Below are 15,422 nucleotides of genomic sequence, written 5' to 3' on the forward strand. Positions count from 1 at the left end.
GTCCCCCGTGCACGCCGAGCTCCTTCAGCCCTCAGGTGATTCCATGATCGGTCGTATTCCCGTCCTGGACGTCCGTCCTCTCGTCGACTGCGGCAGACGGGCGGCGAAGGCCGTCACCGGTGAGACCTTCCAGGTCAGCGCCACCGTCTTCCGCGAAGGCCATGACGCGGTGGCCGCCAATGTCGTGCTGCGCGATCCGAGCGGACGGGTCGGGCCGTGGACCCCGATGTGCGAGCTGGCGCCGGGCACGGACCGGTGGGGGGCCGATGTCACTCCGACCTCCGAGGGCCGCTGGACGTACACGGTGGAAGCCTGGAGCGATCCGGTCACCACCTGGCGGCACCACGCCGCGATCAAGATCCCGGCGGGCATCGACACGGATCTCGTGCTGGCGGAGGGCGCGGCGCTGCTGGAGCGGGCCGCTGCGGGCGTCCCGAAGAAGCACGGCCGCGAGGCGGTGCTGGCCGCGGTGGACGCGCTGCGTGACACGGCCCACCCGCCGGCCGCCCGGCTGGCCGCCGCCCTGACCCCGGCCGCCGACGCCGTCCTGGCCCGGTATCCGCTGCGCGAACTGGTCACCCGCTCCAAGCCGCTGGCGGTGCGGGTGGAACGCGAGCGGGCGCTGTCCGGGTCGTGGTACGAGCTGTTCCCCCGCTCGGAGGGCGCGAAGCGGGTGCCGGTGGACCCGGCGGACACCTCGCCGGACGCGGAGACACGGCTGGTCAGCGGCACCTTCCGGACGGCTGCCGAGCGGCTGCCTGCGGTCGCCGCGATGGGGTTCGACGTCGTGTACCTGCCGCCGGTCCACCCGATCGGGACGACCCACCGCAAGGGCCCGGACAACAGCCTGACGGCCGGGGAGCACGACCCGGGCGTGCCGTGGGCGATCGGTTCGCCGGACGGCGGGCACGACGCGGTCCACCCGGAGCTGGGGACGCTGGAGGACTTCGACCACTTCGTGTCGGTGGCCCGCAATCTGCGGATGGAGATCGCGCTGGACTTCGCGCTCCAGTGCTCGCCGGACCACCCGTGGGTCAAGGAGCACCCGGACTGGTTCCACCACCGCCCCGACGGTTCGATCGCGTACGCCGAGAACCCGCCGAAGAAGTACCAGGACATCTATCCGATCGCCTTCGACAAGGACATGCGCGGTCTGGTGGCGGAGACGGTACGGATCCTGCGCTTCTGGATGGACCGCGGGGTGCGGATCTTCCGGGTCGACAACCCGCACACCAAGCCGGTGGTCTTCTGGGAGAAGGTCATCGGGGAGATCAACGGCGCCGACCCCGACGTCATCTTCCTGGCTGAGGCGTTCACCCGCCCGGCGATGATGCACACCCTGGGCGCGGTCGGCTTCCAGCAGTCGTACACGTACTTCACCTGGCGCGACACCAAGCAGGAGCTGACCGAGTACGTCACGGAGCTGGCCGGCGAGGCCGCCTCGTACATGCGGCCCAACTTCTTCGTGAACACCCCCGACATCCTTCCCGGCTACCTCCAGGAGGGCGGCCGCCCGGCCTTTGAAGCACGGGCGGTCCTGGCCGCGACGCTGGCCCCCTCCTGGGGCGTGTACGCGGGATTCGAGCTGTGCGAGAACACCCCGGCCAAGCCGGGGAGCGAGGAGTACCTGCACTCGGAGAAGTACGAACTGCGCCCGAGGGACTGGGAGTCGGCGGAACGCGAGGGCCGCACGCTGACGCCCCTGATCACCTCGCTGAACCGGATCCGCCGGCGTAACCCCGCTCTGCGGCAGCTGCGCGACGTCCACTTCCACCACACCGACAACGAAGCGCTGATCGCCTACAGCAAGCGCTCCGGAACGAACACCGTCCTGGTGGTCGTGAACCTCGACCCGCACCACACCCAGGAGGCCACGGTCTCGTTGGACATGGAGCGGCTCGGCCTGCCATGGCACGAGCGCGTACCGGTGCGCGACGAGCTCACCGGCGATACCTACCACTGGGGCAGGGCCTTCTATGTGCGCCTAGAACCGGGCATCACGCCCGCGCACATCGCCGTCCTGCGACCGTCCCCGCCGACCGGAGGGTCACCCACACCATGATCGTCAATGAGCCTGTCCACGACACGTTCGAGGACACTCCCGCCAAGGACCGCGATCCCGACTGGTTCAAGCGCGCCGTCTTCTACGAGGTACTCGTCCGGTCCTTCCAGGACTCCAACGGCGACGGAATCGGCGACCTCAAGGGCATCACCGCCAAGCTGGACTACCTCCAGTGGCTCGGCGTCGACTGCCTCTGGCTGCCGCCGTTCTTCAAGTCGCCGCTGCGCGACGGGGGCTACGACGTCTCCGACTACACCGCCGTCCTGCCGGAGTTCGGCGATCTCGCCGACTTCGTGGAGTTCGTGGACGCCTCGCACCAGCGGGGCATGCGCGTCATCATCGACTTCGTCATGAACCACACGAGCGATCAGCACGAGTGGTTCCAGCAGTCCCGCACCGACCCGGACGGGCCGTACGGCGACTACTACGTCTGGGCGGACGACGACAAGCAGTTCCAGGACGCCCGGATCATCTTCGTCGACACCGAGACGTCCAACTGGACCTTCGACCCGGTGCGCAAGCAGTACTACTGGCACCGCTTCTTCTCGCACCAGCCGGACCTCAACTACGAGAACCCGGCGGTGCAGGAGGAGATCCTGGCGGCCCTGCGCTTCTGGCTGGACCTGGGCATCGACGGCTTCCGGGTCGACGCGGTGCCCTACCTCTACCAGCGCGAGGGCACCAACTGCGAGAACCTCCCCGAGACCCACCACTTCCTCAAGCGGGTCCGCAAGGAGATCGACGCCAACTACCCCGACACCGTGCTGCTCGCCGAGGCCAACCAGTGGCCGGAGGACGTCGTCGACTACTTCGGCGACTACGAGCAGGGCGGGGACGAGTGCCACATGGCGTTCCACTTCCCCGTGATGCCGCGGATCTTCATGGCGGTGCGCCGCGAGAGCCGCTATCCGGTCTCCGAGATCCTGGCCAAGACCCCGGCGATCCCGAAGAACTGCCAGTGGGGCATCTTCCTGCGCAACCACGACGAGCTGACCCTCGAAATGGTCACGGACGAAGAGCGCGACTACATGTACGCGGAGTACGCCAAGGACCCGCGGATGCGCGCCAACATCGGCATCCGGCGGCGTCTTGCCCCCCTGCTGGACAACGACCGCAACCAGATCGAGCTGTTCACCGCCCTGCTGCTGTCGCTGCCCGGCTCCCCGATCCTCTACTACGGGGACGAGATCGGGATGGGCGACAACATCTGGCTGGGCGACCGGGACGCGGTGCGCACCCCGATGCAGTGGACGCCCGACCGCAACGCCGGGTTCTCCTCCAGCGATCCGGGGCGGCTCTACCTCCCCACGATCATGGACCCGGTCCACGGCTACCAGGTCACCAACGTCGAGGCGTCGATGGCCTCGCCGTCCTCGCTGCTGCACTGGACCCGCCGGATGATCGAGATCCGTAAGCAGAATCCGGCCTTCGGTCTCGGCGAGTACACCGAACTGCCCTCGTCCAACCCGGCGGTGCTGGCGTTCACCCGCGAGTACGGGGACGATCTCGTCCTGTGCGTGCACAACTTCTCGCGGTTCGCACAGCCGACGGAACTGGACCTGCGATCGTTCAACGGACGTCATCCGGTGGAACTGATCGGCGGGGTACGCTTCCCGGCCATCGGCCAGTGGCCCTACCTGCTGACCCTTGCGGGACACGGCTTCTACTGGTTCCGGCTGCGCAAGGACGCGCCGCCGGCCTGATGCCGGTCCCGCCCCGTGCGGGGCGGTTTCCGCCGTCCCGCACGGGGCACCCTGACGCCAGGGAAAGGCCTTGGCCCTTGCTTGCCCCTTCCGGCGTCTTCGGCCCTCACCGTTCCGCCGTTCGAGTCCGTAGAGACGCTCCTGACCCGACACGTCCCGCACAGCCGGACAGCCATTGCCGCAATCCGGGACACTCTTCGCATCCTGTGGTGTGCCCGGGGAAAGGACGCGATGCCATGTCGGAGGCTGCATCCACTCACGTCGCCCTGGCGAAGAGCACGAGGAACAGCGCAACGACCGGAGTGACGAAGGACGGGAACCTGCTGCCGTCCCTCGCCCCGCTGCTCCACGCCTGGCTGCCCCGGCAGCGGTGGTTCGCCGGCAAGGGCCGGCCGGTCACCGGCTTCTCCCTGGTCTCCGCCACCGAGATGCTGCCGCTGGACGGCACGGCGGGCCCGGGGCTGCTGCACCTGCTGGTGCGGGTCGAGCAGCCCTCCCAGCCGACCCGCCCGGCCGAGGACTGCTACCAACTGCTCCTCGGTGCAAGAACGTCACTTCCACCCCGCCTCGCGGGCGCCCTGATCGGCCGGGTCGAACGGGGCCCGCTCGCCGGACGGGCCGTCTACGACGCGCTGCACGACCCGCGGCTGGCCGATCTGCTGCTGGAGCGCTTCCGCCGCCCCGGGAGTCTCGGCTCGCTGCGCTTCGAGCGGACCGCCGCGATCCCGGCCGGTCTCGCGCCCCGGGTGCTGGACGCCGAACAGTCCAACTCCTCGCTCGTCTACGGGGACGCGTACATCCTCAAGATCTTCCGGCGGGTCTTCCCGGGCACCAACCCGGACCTGGAACTGCCGCTCGCCCTCAACGGCGAGGGGTGCGAGCGGGTACCGGCCCCCGTCGCCTGGTTCGAGGCGCCAGGACCCGAACCGCTCACCCTGGGCGTCCTCCAGCCCTTCCTGCACGGCGCGCGCGACGGCTGGCAGCTCGCGCTGGGCGCGCTCGCCGCGGGCCGCGACTTCCTCACCGAGGCCCGGGCGCTGGGCCGGGCCACCGCCGAGGTCCACACCGCGCTCGCCGCCGCGCTGCCGACCCCGGCGCTGCACGGCACCCAGACGCGGCAGCTCGTCTCCCGGATGGCCCAGCGTCTCGATGCCGCCGCCCAGGCGGTCCCCGCGCTCGTGCCGTACGTCCCCGGACTGCGCGCCGCGTTCGAGGCGGTGACGGACCTCGGGGTCCGGGGCAGCTGCTGGGCCCAGCAGCGGGTGCACGGCGATCTCCACCTCGGACAGACGCTGCGCTCCGCCGACGGGTTCTGGTCGCTGATCGACTTCGAGGGCGAACCGGCCCGCCCGCTCCCCGAGCGCCGCATGCCCGCGCCCCCCGTCCGTGATGTCGCGGGCATGCTGCGGTCCTTCGACTACGCGGCCCGCTCGCACCGCCCGTGGAACCCGGAGTGGGCGGCCCGCTGCCGTGCCGCCTACTGCGAGGGCTACGCGCAGGCGTCGGGCAGCGACCCGCGCGGGGAACCGGAGCTGCTGCGGGCCCATGAGACCGACAAGGCCGTGTACGAGGTGCTGTACGAGGCCCGGCACCGCCCCGACTGGCTGCCGGTCCCGATGGCGGCCATCCAGCGACTGGCCCAGTCCGCAGCGGCCTGAGCCGCACCCCGCGTTCCTTCCCGCCACCCCGCGTTCCTTCCCTCCACCCCGCGCTTTCCCCCTTCACCCTCCGAGGAGGCAGTCCCTGTGACCGCCCGCAAGCCGTCCCGCAAGGCATCCCGCAAGACCGCCGACGTGCCCGCCGAACTGCCCGTCGAGATCCCTGCCGAAGCGCCGGTCGAGGCACCCGCCGAAGCCGCCGACGACGTGGCGGCGGCGCCGACGCCCGCGACCGCCGCGACCACCACGAGGACCGCGACCGCCGGGCGTGCCCGGCCCCGGCGCGCCGACGCGGGCCCGCCGCGTCCCCGGCCGGCCGGGGACGGCCAGGGCGCCCGCCCCGCACCGGCCCTGGACGGCGCGGACCGCGGCCGGCTGCTGGCCGGTGACCACCACGCGCCGCACGACGTGCTCGGCGCGCATCCGATCCCCGGCGGAGTGCTGGTACGGGCGCTGCGGCCGTTCGCCCGGTCGGTCACGGTGCTGGCGACCGGGCTGCGGGCCGAACTGCACGACGACGGCGACGGCTTCTTCTCCGGTGTGCTGCCGGTGCCGGAGGCCCCCGCGTACCGGCTCGAAGTGGCGTACGACGACAACACCATCGAGGTGGAGGACGCGTATCGCTTCTGGCCCGCGATCGGCGAGCTCGATCTGCACCTGATCGGCGAGGGCCGCCACGAGGAGCTGTGGCGGGCGCTCGGCGCGGAGCCGATGGAGCACCAGGGGGTGGCCGGGACCCGGTTCACCCTCTGGGCGCCGAACGCGCGCGGCGTGCGGATCACCGGTGACTTCAACTACTGGGACGGCACGGGCTTCCCGATGCGTTCGCTCGGCTCGACCGGGGTGTGGGAGCTGTTCCTGCCCGGGGTCGGCGAGGGCGCGCTGTACAAGTACGACATCTGCCGCCCGGACGGTTCGCACACGGTGCGGGCCGACCCGATGGCCCGGCGCACCGAGGTGCCGCCCGCGACCGCCTCGATCGTCACCGCGTCGCACCATCAGTGGCAGGACGCAGACTGGATGGCCCACCGGGGCGACCGGCCGGTCCACGAGGCCCCGTTCTCGGTGTACGAGGTGCATCTCGCTTCCTGGCGGCCGGGTTTGACGTACCGTCAGCTCGCCGAGCAGCTCCCGGCCTACGTCAAGGACCTGGGCTTCACTCATGTCGAGCTGATGCCGGTCTCCGAGCATCCCTTCGGCGGTTCCTGGGGCTATCAGGTCACCGGGTTCTACGCGCCGACCTCGCGGATGGGCACCCCGGACGACTTCCGCTTCCTGGTGGACGCCCTGCACCGGGCGGGCATCGGCGTGATCATGGACTGGGTTCCGGCGCACTTCCCGCGCGACGACTGGGCGCTGGCCGAGTTCGACGGACGCCCGCTGTACGAGCACTCCGACCCGCGGCGCGCGGCGCACCCGGACTGGGGGACGCTGGAGTTCGACTACGGCCGCACCGAGGTCCGCAACTTCCTCGTCGCCAACGCCACGTACTGGTGCGAGGAGTTCCACATCGACGGGCTGCGGGTCGACGCGGTGGCCTCGATGCTCTACCTCGACTACTCCCGCGAGGACGGCCAGTGGTCGCCCAACGAGTTCGGCGGCCGGGAGAACCTGGACGCGGTCGCCTTCCTCCAGGAGATGAACGCGACGGTCTACCGGCGCAACCCCGGTGTCGTCACCATCGCCGAGGAGTCCACCGCCTGGGACGGCGTCACCCGGCCCACCGACGGCGGGGGCCTGGGCTTCGGGCTGAAGTGGAACATGGGCTGGATGCACGACTCGCTCCAGTACATCGCCAAGGAGCCGGTCCACCGCAAGTACCACCACGACGAGATGACGTTCTCGATGGTGTACGCGTACAGCGAGAACTACGTGCTGCCGATCTCGCACGACGAGGTGGTGCACGGCAAGCAGGCGCTGGTGGCGAAGATGCCCGGCGACTGGTGGCAGCAGCGCGCCAACCACCGCGCCTACCTGGGCTTCATGTGGGCCCATCCCGGCAAGCAACTCCTGTTCATGGGCCAGGAGTTCGCCCAGGGGGCGGAATGGTCCGAGGGGCACGGGCCGGACTGGTGGCTGCTGGACCCCTCCTACGGGGCGTCCGGCGACCACCGCGGGGTGCGCGACCTGGTCCGGGACCTGAACGCGGTGTACGGGGCGGTGCCCGCGCTGTGGCAGCGGGACACGGTGCCGGAGGGGTTCAGCTGGGTGGACGGCGGGGCGGCCGAGGACAACGTGTTCGCGTTCCTGCGGTACGACGCGGACGGCTCCCCGCTGCTGGCGGTCTCGCACTTCTCCCCGGCGGTCCGGAGCGACTACCGCCTCGGGGTGCCGGAGACCGGTACGGAGGGCTGGGTGGAGGTGCTGAACACCGACGCCGCCCGGTACGGCGGTGGCGACGTGCGCAACGAGGAGCCGCTGAAGGCGGAGGCGGTGTCCGCGCACGGCCGCCCGTGCAGCATCTCGCTGACGCTGCCGCCGCTGGCCACGGTGTGGTTCCGCCCGGCGTAGCACGGCCGGGGTGAACGGGCCCGGGGCCCGTACCGCGTCGGTGACGACGTGGTACGGGCCTGGTGCGGACCCCTCCCCCGTAGCCGGCGGGTCAGTGATCGGCGGCCATCACCTCGACGATGCTCGACCAGGAGTCGGGGCCGTGGCCCTTGGCGATCGCCCGGTCGGTGACGCCCTTGAGCGCGGCGAGCTGCGAGACGTCCAGGCCGCGGCCCTTCGCGGTGTGCAGGATGTGGTCGACGCTGGCCGCCATCATGGCGAGGTTGGCGCCCTCGCCCGCGTACGAACGCGTGTCGATGTCCTTCGCCGTCTCAGCGGCGATCGGCGGCAGGATGCCCGCGATCGTGTTGAGGTAGGGGGCGAGCGAGGCGCCGTCGATGCCCTCCGCCCGGGCCAGTGCGAAGGCGTGGACGAGGCCGCCCATGGCTCCGTAGAAGAAGTCCAGCATCGCCATGTCATAGGCGGCGGCGAGCCCGTGGTCCTCGCCGAGGAAGGTGGCGGGCGCGCCGAGCGCCTGGAGGGTGGTTTCGTGCGCCTCGAACGCGGCCCGGTCGCCGGAGTGGAACACCAGTGCGTCCGCAGAGCCGACCACGTCGACCGGCACCATGATCGCCCCGTCGAGGTACGCCAGGGAGTGCTTCTCGGCCCAGGCGGCGGTCTCCCGCGACCGGGCCGGGGTGTCCGACGAGAGGTTGACCAGGACCCGCCCTTCCAGCGCCCCGACCAGCGGCTGCAGGACCGCGTCGGAGGCGTCGTAGTCGACGAGGCAGACCACGACGAGTCCGCTCGCCCGCACGGCCTCCTCGGCGGAGGCGGCCCGCACCGCGCCCAGGGAGACGACGTCCTCGCCCTTCTCGGGGGAACGGTTCCAGACGGTGGTGGGATGGCCGGCGGCCACGAAGGCGCGGGCCAGGGAGCGGCCCATGTCACCGAGGCCGAGGACGGTGACGGGGGTGAGGTCGGAGGTGGGGGCAGTGGTCGTGTTCGCTCGCGTCATGGGGATCATGCTGGCCGGGCGAACCGCCCCTGACCATAACCCACTTGACTGTCAGATACGCACTTCGGGGAAAGCGTCCAGGTCAGTGCGGTTCAGGCAGGGGCAGTTCAGGTCAGGGGCGGTGCGGCTCTGTGCGATCAGGGGCGGTTCAGGTCGGTGGGGGCGGCCGGGGCGAGGACGTCCGCCAGCTCCTGGAGCAGCTTCCGCTTCGGTCGGGCGCCGACGATCGACTTCACCGGCTCGCCCGCCCGGAAGACCATCAGGGTGGGTGTCGCCAGCACGCCGTACCGGACGGGGATGCCGGGTTCCCGGTCGACGTCGAGCTGGACGATCTTGATTCGGTCGGCCTCCTGGCGGGCGATCTCCCCCAGCACGGGGGCGAGTTGGCGGCAGGGGCCGCACCAGTCGGCGGTGAACTTCACCAGCACGGGCAGCGCGGATGCCAGCACCTCCGCCTCGAAGGTCTCCTCGGTGACGTCGGTGACGGCTTCGGTCCGGATCATGGGTGTCCTCCCAGTTCGCAGCGGGGCGCCGGTCCACCGCGCAGGGCGGCCGACGCCTCCAGTTCGGCTCGGGCGAGCTGTGCGCCGACCTCGGCACGCACCGACGTGAGCTGGCCGATCAGCGCGTCCAGCTCGTCGAGCTTGCGCCGGTAGACGGCGAGCGAGGCGGGACAGGAGTCCCCGGCCGGGTGACCGGCGCGCAGGCAGTCGACGAAGGGCCTCGTCTCCTCCAGGTCGAACCCGAAGTCCTGGAGGGTCCGGATCTGCTGGAGGAGGCGCAGGTCGCCCTCGTCGTAGCTGCGGTAGCCGTTCTCCGCGCGCCGCGCGGGCAGCAGTCCGCGCGACTCGTAGTAGCGGAGCGTCCGCGTCGTCGTCCCGGCTCGTCTCGCCAGCTCCCCGATTCGCATGGGACGAACGTATTCCTTGACGCCGACGTCAACGCAAGGGCAACCGCAAGGGCACAACGCAAGGGCGTCGGCGCCGCGCCGTCAGTTGGCGCGGGCCGCCGTCCGCCGGCGTACGGCCCAGATGATGCCGCCGCCCGCGGCGACCGCCGCGGCCGCCATGCCGACGAGCGGGGCGGTGGAGTCCGAGCCGGTCGCGGCGAGGTTGCCGCCGGTCGTCTGCGGGGTCGCGCCCCCGGCCGTCGAGCCGCCCGTGTCGGCGGAGCCGCCGGTGGTGCCGGTCCCGCCGACGGTGCTCGTGGAGCCGGTGGAGCCGGTGGACCCGGAGCCTCCGGTGGACGGGGAGCCGCCCGTACCCCCCGTACCGCCGGTGGAACCGGTGGAGCCCGAGGTGTCCGATTCCTTGCCGGTGTCGATCACGATCCGCGCGGTGTCATTGGCCGCGTTCCGGTCGAAGGGCCGCTCCTGCCCGCTGAAGGAGACCTCGCCGGTGGTGCGGCCGACCGCCTTGTCGATGCGCAGGACGAAGGGGTAGCTCTCGCCGCCGTCCGCGTCCACCCAGGACTGCGAGGTCCCGCAGCTGTAGTGCGTCTTGGTGACCGCGTCGCAGTATCCGTGCGCCTTGACGACGGAGGTGCCCTTCGGGATGCGGATGTCGACGGTGGTCACGCTCTCGTCGATCTTCCCCTGCACCCGGGCGGGGCCCTTGTTGGCGAACTTCACCGTCGCGTCGACCTTGTCGCCGACCTTCCCCTTCAGCTCGGCGCCGGTCAGGCCGAAGTCGGCGGTGTTCGCCGCGGTGACGTCGGCCGAGGCGGCCGGTTCGGGGTGGTTCTTCCGGTCGGCGTCGGTGGCGGGGCCCTTCTCCACGAGGGTGAGCGGGTCGCCGGTGCCCTGGACCGGGTCGGTGGAGCCGCTGTCGCCCTGGTCCGGGTCCGGCTCGGTGACGCCCAGCGTCACCCGCAGGTCGTCGTTGAGCGCGGAGTCGAGCGCCTTGAGCGAGAGCGGCTTCTCCGTCCCGTAGACGACGCCGGGCTTCAGCGGCTGGTCGATCGTGCAGGCGGCGACGTGGGAGTCGGGCATCTCGTCGTGGGAGGGGATCGTGTAGTAGCTGCAGTTCTTGTACATCTCGTCGGCCTGGAGACCGGGCGACACGGCGTACGTCACGTAGGAGACGGGCACCTCCTCCGTCCCCTTGTTGAGGAAGGTCAGGGGTGTGGAGAACGCGCTGCCGGCCTGAACCCCCTTGATCGGTGCGATCGTTCCGACGCCGAGGTCCGGCTCCGGCTCGGTGGCGAGCGCCGGCACGGCGCCCAGCGCCACCATCGCCGCGGTGGCTACGGCGGCGGTCCCGCCGCGCAGGGTACGGCTGCGGGAAGGGGGGATGCGCATGGAAGTCCTTCGGTCGTGGGGGCTCGTGGGCGGACTGCGGTCCTGCACCTCTCAAGACCGGTGCCGGACGGGGAGGGTTGCGCGGTCCGGAGCAGTCGTGACAGAACACGGACACAAGGCACCAGTACCGGACATGGAGACCGAGGACACCCGTACCGGGGGTACGGGTGTCCTCGGGTGGGGGGCGCCGCAGTGGCTGTGAGGGATGAGGAATGTGGGAGCGGGGCGTCGGGTCAGACCTTCGCGGGCTGCTCCGCGGTGTCCCGCTGCTCGGGGACCTCGCCCGAGCCGCCTGCCGGCGCGTGGTCGTCGACGAGGGTCTTCTCGTCGAACGGGACCCGGCCGGCCAGCACCTCGTCGACCCGGTCCTTGTCGATCTCCTTGGTCCAGTGGCCGACCAGCACCGTGGCGACGGCGTTGCCCGCGAAGTTGGTCAGCGCGCGGGCCTCGCTCATGAAGCGGTCGATGCCGACGATCAGGCCGACGCCGTCGACGAGCTCGGGGCGGTGCGACTGGAGTCCGCCGGCCAGGGTCGCCAGACCCGCGCCGGTCACGCCCGCCGCGCCCTTCGAGGCGATGACCATGAAGATCAGGAGCGAGATCTGCTCGCTCGCGCTCAGCGGGTCGCCCATCGCGTTGGCGATGAACAGCGAGGACATCGTGAGGTAGATCGCGGTGCCGTCGAGGTTGAAGGAGTAGCCGGTCGGCACGGTGATGCCGACGACGGGCTTGCTGACGCCGAGGTGCTCCATCTTCGCGATCAGCCGCGGCAGGGCCGACTCGGAGGAGGAGGTGGACAGGATGAGCAGGAACTCGCGTCCCAGGTACTTCAGCAGCGAGAACAGGTTCACCCCGGCGACCAGGCGCAGGATCGCGCCGAGCACCACGAAGACGAACAGCGCGCAGGTGACGTAGAACCCGATCATGATGATCGCCAGGGACTTCAGGGCGTCGAGGCCCGTCTCGCCGACCACCGCGGCGATCGCGCCGAACGCGCCGACCGGGGCGGCCCACATGATCATGGCGAGGATGCGGAAGACGAGGCGCTGGATGTGGGTGATGCCGCGGATGATCGGCTCGCCGGTCGAGCCCATCGCCTGGAGCGCGAAGCCCGCGAGCAGCGCGACGAGCAGGGTCTGGAGGACCTCGCCCGCGGTGAAGGCGGAGACGATCGTGGTCGGGATGATGCCGAGCAGGAAGTCCACGGTGGACTCGCTCGCGCCCGACGCCTGCGCCTCGCCGGCGGCCCGCGCCTGCTCGGTGATGTGGAGGGTGGAGCCGGGCTCCAGGACGTTGCCGACGAGCAGGCCGATGGCGAGGGCCACGGTCGACATGACCAGGAAGTAGCCCAGCGCGAGACCGCCGACCGCGCCGACCTTGGCGGCCTTGCGCACCGAGCCGACGCCCAGGACGATCGTGCAGAAGATGATCGGCGAGATCATCATCTTGATCAGGTTCACGAAGCCGGCACCGATGGGCTTCAGCTCGACGGCCACCCCGGGGGCCGCGAAGCCCACCAGGATGCCGAGCGCCACGGCGGCGATCACGGCGATGTACAGGTAGTGGGTGCGGTCCCGTTGTTTGGCTGCCACAGCCATGGTGGGGCTCCTCGGCTCGGTCATAGCGCCCCCGTCCCTGGGGGCTTCGGTGACTATCCACTGAGCTGTGACCCCGGTCACCCTTGCGTTCATATCGTTCACGGTCGCTTTCCGGCCACCCGGAGAAGGCCCGGCGGGGCGAGGCAGACTGTGGGGTATGCGCCTCCCCCGTACCCGCCCCCGGTCCCTGGCGGGCCAACTCTTCGCCATGCAGGTCGTACTGATCGCCGCGGTGGTGGCCGGGTGCGCCGTCTTCGCGTACGTCTCGGGCAGCGCGCAGGCCGAGGAGACAGCTGCCCGGCAGGTGCGGGTGGCGGCGCTGGCGGTGGCCGACTCCCCTTCCGTACGGGAGGCCATCCGCACGCCGGACCCGTCCGCCGCGCTCCAGCCGTACGCGGAGCGGGTGCGCGAGGACACCGGGATCGCCTTCATCACGATCATGGACACCGAACGGGTCCGCTGGACGCATCCGGACACCGATCAGATCGGGGACACCTTCCTCGGGAACACCGCGAAGGCCCTGCGCGGGCAGACCTTCACCGAGACGTACACCGGCACACTGGGCCCCTCGATACGGGTGGTGACCCCGATCCGCGACAACGGGCGGATCGTCGGCCTGGTCAGCGCGGGCATCACCGTGGACCGGGTCTCCTCGCAGGTACGGGACCAGCTCGGCGCGCTCGCGCTGGCGGCGGGCGGGGCGCTGGCGCTCGGCGGGATCGGCACGTACGTGGTCAACGCCCGGCTGCGGCGGCACACCCACGGGATGAACGCGGCCGAGCTGAGCCGGCTGCACGACTACCACCAGGCCACCCTGCACGCGGTGCGCGAGGGGCTGCTGATGCTCGACGGGCGGCGGCGGATCGCGCTGATCAACGACGCCGGGCGGGAGCTGCTGGGTCTGGAGCCGGACGCGGAGGCGGTCGGCCGTACGGTCGACGAGCTGGCCCTGCCCGCGCCGCTGACCGGGGCGCTGCTGGCGTCCGAGGCGCGGGTGGACGAGCTGCACCTGACGGCGGAGCGGGTCGTCGTGGTCAACACCCGTCCGGTGGTGGGCGGTGAGCGGCGCGGCACGGTGGTGACCCTGCGGGACCACACCGAATTGCAGGCGCTGACCGGGGAGCTGGACTCGGAGCGCGGTTTCACGCAGGCGCTGCGCTCCCAGGCCCACGAGGCGGCGAACCGGCTGCACACCGTGGTGTCGCTGATCGAGCTGGGCCGGGTGGAGGAGGCGGTCGACTTCGCGACGGCGGAGCTGGAGCTGGCGCAGGTGCTGACCGACCGGGTGGTGGGGGCGGTGGAGGAACCGGTACTGGCGGCGCTGCTGCTGGGCAAGGCCGCCCAGGCGCACGAGCGGGGCGTGGAGCTGGTGCTCGCGGAGGACAGCCTGATCGACGACGGGGCGCTCCCGCCCTCGCTGGCCCAGCGTGATCTGGTGACGATCCTGGGCAACCTGATCGACAACGCGGTGGAAGCGGCTTCGGACGGCGCCGACGACGGCTCGGACGTCGGCGCCGCGACGGTGCCCGCGCCCCGGACGCCCGGAGGCCCGGTGGGGCGGGCCCGGGTCACCGTGACGGCGCTCGCGGACGAGCGGGAGCTGCTGCTGCGGGTCGCGGACACCGGAGCGGGCATCCGCCCGGAGGCAGCGGACGAGGTGTTCCGGCGCGGCTGGTCGACGCACGGGGCGGGGCGCGGGCTCGGTCTGGCGCTGGTGCGGCAGGCGGCGTACCGCAACGGGGGCACCGTGGAGCTGGACGCGGGTCCGGACGGCGGCGCGCGGTTCACCGTACGGCTGCCGCTGCCGGCCCGGGCGCCGGCGGGTTCACGGCCCGCGCCCGGGTCCGGGTCCGCGCCCGGGTCCGGGTCCGGGTCCGGGTCCACGCACCAGGAGGTCACGGCATGATCCGGGTCCTGGTGGTGGAGGACGATCCGGTGGCCGCCGACGCCCACCAGATGTACGTCGAGCGGGTGGAGGGCTTCACGGTCACGGCGGTGGCGCACACCCGGGCGGCGGCGGTGCGGGCACTGGAGCGGACGCCGGTGGATCTGCTGCTCCTCGACCTCTATCTGCCCGACGGGCACGGGCTCGGGCTGCTGCGCTCGCTGCGCGCCTCCGGCCACGGGGCGGACGTGATCGCGGTGACCTCGGCGCGGGATCTCGCGGTGGTGCGGGAGGGGGTGTCGCTCGGCGTCGTGCAGTACGTGCTGAAGCCGTTCACGTACCCCACGCTCCGGGACCGGCTGGTGCGGTACGCGGAGTTCCGGGCCGCCGCCGGGGAGGCGAGCGGACAGGAGGAGGTGGACCGGGCGCTGGGCGCGCTGCGGGTCGCGCATCCGGCCGCGCTGCCCAAGGGGCTCAGCGGCCCGACGCTGGAGTCCGTGACCCGGGTGCTGAAGGAGTCGCCGGAAGGGGTGACGGCGGCCGCCGCCGGGGAGCGGCTGGGCATGTCGCGGATCACGGCCCGGCGGTATCTGGAGCACCTGGTGACCGTCGGCAGCGCCACGAGGCGTCCGCATTATGGGCAGGTCGGCCGACCGGAACTGCACTACCGCTGGCTGGCCTCGGGGCGCTGACCGTTCGGCACGGGAAG

General features: G+C 71.6%; 11 protein-coding genes. 6 read left to right on the plus strand and 5 right to left on the minus strand.

Translation table 11 applies throughout. The features are described from left to right. Positions 1-43 precede the first annotated feature (43 nt). The 4 genes from D581_RS0119690 to glgB all read left to right on the plus strand — a co-directional run bounded on the left by D581_RS0119690 (position 44) and on the right by glgB (position 7,934). Entirely contained in the window at positions 44-2,062 is a 2,019-nt protein-coding gene (locus D581_RS0119690) for an alpha-1,4-glucan--maltose-1-phosphate maltosyltransferase (RefSeq protein ID WP_018958926.1), read from the plus strand. After that, positions 2,059-3,765, plus strand: a complete 1,707-nt coding sequence (gene treS, locus D581_RS0119695; RefSeq protein ID WP_018958927.1) for a maltose alpha-D-glucosyltransferase — start codon at positions 2,059-2,061, stop codon at positions 3,763-3,765. Before D581_RS0119690 ends, treS begins: the two co-directional genes overlap by 4 nt. A gap of 236 nt (positions 3,766-4,001) precedes the next feature. Then, positions 4,002-5,423 carry a maltokinase N-terminal cap-like domain-containing protein gene (locus D581_RS0119700; protein ID WP_026290706.1) on the plus strand — a complete coding sequence of 474 codons (1,422 nt, stop codon included), beginning with the start codon at positions 4,002-4,004 and terminating at the stop codon, positions 5,421-5,423. Between the two features lie 87 nt (positions 5,424-5,510). Then, positions 5,511-7,934: a 1,4-alpha-glucan branching enzyme gene (glgB, locus tag D581_RS0119705; RefSeq protein ID WP_018958929.1), complete on the plus strand. Its 2,424-nt coding sequence runs from the start codon at positions 5,511-5,513 to the stop codon at positions 7,932-7,934. A gap of 91 nt (positions 7,935-8,025) precedes the next feature. On the opposite strand, the gene D581_RS0119710 is transcribed toward glgB, so the two are convergent. From D581_RS0119710 to D581_RS0119730, 5 genes are all read right to left on the minus strand, one after another. Next, the gene (locus D581_RS0119710) at positions 8,026-8,931 is read right to left on the minus strand and encodes an imine reductase family protein (RefSeq protein ID WP_018958930.1); all 906 of its coding nucleotides are present in this window, start codon (positions 8,929-8,931) and stop codon (positions 8,026-8,028) included. Between the two features lie 137 nt (positions 8,932-9,068). Further along, entirely contained in the window at positions 9,069-9,434 is a 366-nt protein-coding gene (trxA, locus tag D581_RS0119715) for a thioredoxin (RefSeq protein WP_018958931.1), read from the minus strand. Further along, complete coding sequence (locus D581_RS0119720) at positions 9,431-9,841, minus strand: MerR family transcriptional regulator (protein WP_018958932.1); 411 nt, start codon at positions 9,839-9,841, stop codon at positions 9,431-9,433. The genes trxA and D581_RS0119720 overlap by 4 nt, the downstream gene beginning before the upstream one ends. Before the next feature lie 81 nt (positions 9,842-9,922). Further along, on the minus strand, positions 9,923-11,230 hold the full coding sequence (locus D581_RS0119725; RefSeq protein ID WP_018958933.1) for an LAETG motif-containing sortase-dependent surface protein: 1,308 nt from the start codon (positions 11,228-11,230) through the stop codon (positions 9,923-9,925). Between the two features lie 233 nt (positions 11,231-11,463). Beyond that, a complete protein-coding gene (locus D581_RS0119730) occupies positions 11,464-12,828 on the minus strand; it encodes a C4-dicarboxylate transporter DctA (protein WP_018958934.1) in 1,365 nt (454 codons plus the stop codon). 157 nt (positions 12,829-12,985) lie between these two features. Between D581_RS0119730 and D581_RS0119735 the strand changes: the two genes are divergently transcribed. Together D581_RS0119735 and D581_RS0119740 are read left to right on the plus strand one after the other, a co-directional pair. Further along, positions 12,986-14,734: a sensor histidine kinase gene (locus D581_RS0119735; protein WP_018958935.1), complete on the plus strand. Its 1,749-nt coding sequence runs from the start codon at positions 12,986-12,988 to the stop codon at positions 14,732-14,734. Then, positions 14,731-15,405 carry a response regulator gene (locus D581_RS0119740; protein ID WP_018958936.1) on the plus strand — a complete coding sequence of 225 codons (675 nt, stop codon included), beginning with the start codon at positions 14,731-14,733 and terminating at the stop codon, positions 15,403-15,405. Before D581_RS0119735 ends, D581_RS0119740 begins: the two co-directional genes overlap by 4 nt. The last annotated feature ends 17 nt before the right edge of the window (positions 15,406-15,422 follow it).

The organism is Streptomyces sp. CNB091, from assembly GCF_000377965.1.